Annotated in this window: 2 protein-coding genes; both read left to right on the top strand. The window is 75.4% G+C overall.

Annotated features, from left to right (window positions below; all coding sequences use genetic code 11):
• Nucleotides 1–1,888, top strand: a 1,888-nt coding sequence (locus tag FREUN1FDRAFT_RS37775) for an SDR family NAD(P)-dependent oxidoreductase (RefSeq protein WP_006545711.1), incomplete at its 5' end; no start/stop codon positions are given.
• Nucleotides 1,881–5,093 (top strand): type I polyketide synthase (locus FREUN1FDRAFT_RS37770; RefSeq protein WP_006545710.1); only part of this gene is annotated, 3,213 nt, incomplete at its 3' end. The genes FREUN1FDRAFT_RS37775 and FREUN1FDRAFT_RS37770, both read left to right, overlap by 8 nt.

Here is a 5,093-nt window from a genome sequence, read left to right as displayed (position 1 = left end):
GGCGTCCACGGCCGCGCCGGCCTCGGCCCGTGCCGCAATGTCCCGCAGCGGGCGCGCGGGCGTCGCGGTCCTGGACGGAGCGCCCGTGACCTCGGCCGCGGTGCCGGTGCCGTCACGGGCGGAGCTTGCCGGCCACACGGCTCAGGCGTCGCTGGCCCCGGAGAGCTGGGGTGTGCTGTCCGCTCCGCGGGGTGCCACGGATCCGACGTTCGCCGCCCGCGTCACCGCACCGGCCGTGCCAGTGGCACCGGCGGTGCCAGTGGCACCGGCCGCACCAGCCACGCTGACCGCACCAACGGCACGGGCCGCGGGCGAGGCCCTCCCCGCGACGCGGATCCCGCTGCGGCGATTCGTGATCGACCATGTCACGCTGCCGGCTGTCCCCTCCTGGGACGCGCTCGTGGCGGCCGGCCGGGCCTCGTCGCTGGCCGGCACGCGGTTCGTCGTCGTCGAGGGTGACCTCGGTATCGGGCTGGCGTTGTCCTCCCTGCTGGAGCAGGCCGGAGCCCAGGTCCGCATCGTCTCGGCGGACAACGTGGAGGCGGTGGCACAGCTTGAGGCCGAGCCCGGTGCGGACGGCCTGTTCTGGGTCGCGTCGGCGGGGTCGCCGGCCAGCCTGGGAAGTGGCCTCCCGGAGGCGTTCCCGGCCTTGCGGGCGGCCGCGCTGGCCGGGCCGCGGCGCCTGTTCGTGGTGACGGGTCTCGGCGGAGATCTCGGCCGTGGCGGGGACGCCGCCGAGCTGGCGCCGAGCGTCGGCCTGGCCGGGCTGGTCCGGACGCTCGCGCATGAGCTGCCGGACACCCAGGTCAGGCTGGTCGACGTCCATCCGAAGGCGGCGCCGCGCCGGATCGCGGAGCGGCTGCTGGCCGAGATGTTCGACCCGGCGGCGCCGGTTGTCGTCGGCCATCGGGAGAACATCCGGATCACGCCGGAGCTGCGGGCGGTGGAGCTGGCGCCCGACGGCCGTGGCACGGAGGGTCCGGCGGGGCTGGACGCCTCCGGAGTGGTGCTGCTCACCGGCGGCGCGCGCGGCATCACCGCCCGCACCGCCCTGGCGCTGGCGCGGGCCACCGGCTGCGCGGTCGAGCTGGTGGGTCGCACGCCGATCCCGGACGGACCCGAGGACCCGGCGACGGTGGCCGCCCTGGACGCCCCGGCGCTGCGCCGGGCGTTGATCGAGACCGGTGTGCGCAGGCCGGCGGAGATCGAGAAGCGGATCGGACGCATCCTGGCGGAGCGGGAGATCCGCGCGACGCTGGCGGCGCTGGGTGAGGCCGCCTCGTCCGTGCGCTATCACGCGGTGGATGTGCGCGACGGCGCGGCTGTCGCGGCGGTCGTCGCCGACGTGTACGCCCGCCACGGCCGCCTCGACGGCGTGGTGCACGGGGCCGGCGTCCTGGAGGATCGACTGCTGAGGAGCAAGACGCCGGAGTCCTTCGACCGGGTGTTCCGCACGAAGGTCGACGGTGCGGGCGCGCTGCTGGACGCCCTGCGGCCGGATGTGGGCTTCGTGGTGCTCTTCGGCAGCGTCGCCGGGGTGTTCGGCAACCGTGGGCAGGTCGACTACGCCGCTGCCAACGACGCCCTCGACGTGCTCGCCCACCGGGCCTCGGCGCGCCTCGCCGGCCGTGTCGTCAGCGTCGACTGGGGCCCGTGGGGAGTCGAGGCCGGCGCCGCGGCCGGCCGCGGCATGGTCTCCGAGGAACTGGCGCGGGAGTACGCCCGCCGCGGCATCGGTCTGATCGATCCCGACGAGGGGGTCGCCGCGCTGCTCAGGGAGCTGCGCGAGCCGGTCCCGGGCGCGCCCCTCCAGGTCGTGCAGATGTGCGGCGACGCCGCATCCTTCACCTCCCGGCCGTCGTCCGCCGGGTCGTCGTCTCATGCCTGAGCGTTCGACGCCCGGCCGCCCGCTGCCTGAGCGCGGGGGCGGCGGGCACGAGATCGCCGTGGTCGGGATGTCCGCGCTGTTCCCCGGCGCGGGCGACCTGGGCACGTACTGGAGCAACATCGTCGGCGGGGTCGACGCGATCCGCGACGTCCCGCCCGGCCGCTGGGACCTCGACGAGTACTACGCGGCGGAACCCGACCGCGGTGACCGCGATCACCGCGGTGGCCGGCGTCCCGACGGCGGCGGTTTCTACTGCCGCCGCGGCGGGTTCGTGGATGACTTCGCCACGTTCGACCCGGCGCGCTTCGGCATCGTCCCGGTCTCGGTGGACTGGGCGGAGCCCGACCAGCTGCTCGCCCTGCGGCTCGCCGCCGAGGCCATGGACGACGCCGGCGGTGTCGAGGCACTCGGGGACACCGGCCGCGTCGGCGTGGTGGTCGGCCGCGGCGGGTACGTCGGGCCCGGGGTCGCCCGCCTGGAGCAGCGGGTCCGGACGTCCCACCAGCTCGCGACGACGCTGCGCGAGGTGCTGCCGGACGTCCCGGACTCCGCCGTGGACGAGGTGGTCGACGCGTTCCTGGCCCGGCTGGGCCCGCAGCGGCCCGAGGCGTCCATCGGCCTGGTGCCCAACCTGGCGGCGTCGCGCATCGCGAACCGCCTCGACCTGCACGGCCCGGCGTACACGGTCGACGCGGCCTGCGCCTCCTCCCTGATCGCGGTCGACACCGCGATGCGGGAGCTGACGAGCGGCCGGGCCGGCGCGATGATCGTCGGCGGTGTGCACCTCGTGCACGAGGTCTCCTTCTGGAGCCTGTTCACCCTGCTGCGTGCGCTCTCGCCGACGCAGCGGATCCGTCCGTTCGACCGCCGGGCCGACGGCGTCCTGATGGGCGAGGGCGTCGGCATGATCGTCCTCAAGCGGCTCGCCGACGCCCGAGCGAACGGAGACCGGGTCTACGCGGTGCTGCGCGGCGCCGGCTCGTCCAGCGACGGACGCACCGCGAGCCTGATGGCTCCCGCGTCCTCCGGGCAGATCCTGGCGATCGAACGAGCCTGGGCGGACGCCGGCCTCGACCCGGCGCGGCCCGGTGCGGTGGGGCTGATCGAGGCACACGGCACCGCGACCCCGGCCGGGGACGGCGCGGAGCTCGCGACGCTGACGAAGGTCTTCGGCGACGACGCGGCCGGTGCTGGTCCGGTCGGCCTCGGCTCGGTGAAGTCGATGATCGGTCATGCGATGCCCGCGGCCGGTATGGCCGGCCTGATCAAGACCGTGCTCGCGCTGCATCACCGCACCCTGCCGCCGACCCTGCACTGTGAGCAGCCCCATCCGCTGTTCGAGGGCAGCCGGTTCGCACCGGTACCCACGGCGGTCCCGTGGGAGCCGGCGGGCGCGACGCCGCGCCGCGCCGGTGTGAACGCCTTCGGCTTCGGAGGTGTGAACGCCCACGTCGTCCTCGAGGAGTGCCTGGACGACCACGTGGGCGCGGTCGACCCCGTCGTCGCTGGTGGTCCTCGCTTCGGTGACTCCGGCACCGATGGTTCCGGCACTGATGGCTCCGGCGGCGGCGGTCGTGTCGGCGCCGCGGCCGGCGCTGGGGCCCGCGCGGCCGCCGGCGCGGGTGTCGGCACGGCCTGGACGGGCGCGGCTCTGGTCGCCGACCCGGCGGCCGAGCCGGTGCTGCTGCTCGCGGGCTCGTCGGCGGCGGAGATCGTCGAACAGCTCTCCGTGCCCGACGCCGAGCTGCTCGCCCGGGACGACGCCGCCCAGGCCCCGACCGGCGGGCCGGTCCGGCTGGCGCTGGTGGCGCCGACGCCGCGGCGCCTCGCCCTCGCTCGCACCGTGGCGGCCCGTGGAACCGCGTGGCGGGGCCGCAACGACCTCTGGTTCACTCCCGCGCCACTGCTCGCGGACGCAGCCACAGCCGCAGCCACAGCCACAGCCGCAGCCGCAGCCACAGCCGCAGCCGCAGCCACAGCCGCAGCCGCAGCCACAGCGGCACCCGGAGCCCCGGCGGCGACCGCGGCGCCGCGGCTGGCGTTTCTCTTCTGTGGGCTGGAGGACAAGTTCACCCCGCGGATCGACGACGTCTGCGATCACTTCGGGCTGCCTCGCCCGGCGCTCGGCGACACCACAGACCTCGGGCTTCACGGCGTCGCCAGCGTGCAGGTCGGCCGGGTCCTCGACCAGGCTCTGCGCACCCTCGGCGTGGTCCCCGACCTGGTCGGTGGGCACAGCGTGGGCGAGTGGAACGCCATGATCTCCGCCGGCCTGATCGGCGAGGACTACGCCGACGACTTCATCGGTGCCTTCGACCCGGCGTCGGTGGAGGTGCCCGGGGTCGTGTTCGGCGCACTGGGCTGCGGCGCGGACGTCGCCGCCGAGGTGATCGCGGACCTGCCCGACATCGTCGTCTCCCACGACAACTGCCCACACCAGTCGATCATCTGCGGGCGGGTCGAAAGCGTGGACACCGCGCTGGCCCGGCTGCGTGCGCGGGGCGTGCTGGGGCAGACGCTGCCCTTCCGCTCCGGTTTCCACTCGCCGTTCCTGCGCCCGCACCTGGCCCGGCTCCGTGACGGGCTGTTCGCCACCCCCCTGCGCACCCCGAATGTGCCGGTGTGGTCGGCTACTACTGTGGCTCCGTATCCACCCGGGCACGCAGACATCCGGGAGCTCGCTGTCCGGCATCTGCTTGAGCCGGTGCGGTTCAGAGAGCTGGCGCGGAGCCTGCACAGCGCGGGCGTCCGCGTGTTCGTCCAGGTCGGGATGGGCAGCGTCGCCGGTTTCGTCGATGACACCCTGAACGGCCCGGGCGACGAGCATGCGTCGCTGGTGACGAACACGATCAAGCGGTCCGGTCTGGACCAGCTCCGACGGGTCGCCGTGGCACTGTGGGCGGAGGGCGCCGCGCCGCGCCTGGACCTGCTGCCCTGCCGGGCCAGGCCGGCAACGGGCGACCTGGCCGCGCCCTCAGCCCCCGCCCGCACACCCGCACCCGCACCCGCACCCGCGTCTGCGTCTGCGTCCCCGGCCGCGGCTGCGGCTGAGAGGGCGGGCGATGGTCCGCGTCAGCCGGCGCGGGCGGTGGCCGCGTCGCGGTCCGCCCGCGAGGTGCGTCTGAAGCTCGGAACCCCGCTGATCCGGCTCGGGCCGGACGCACCGGACCTGGCGGCAGCGGTGGTCGCGTCGCGTGTGCGGCCG

It is taken from the genome of Parafrankia sp. EUN1f (assembly GCF_000177675.1).
Lineage (GTDB): Bacteria > Actinomycetota > Actinomycetes > Frankiales > Frankiaceae > Parafrankia.
The sequence above is the reverse complement of the archived record's forward strand: the minus strand, read 5'-3'. Positions and strand labels throughout refer to the sequence as shown.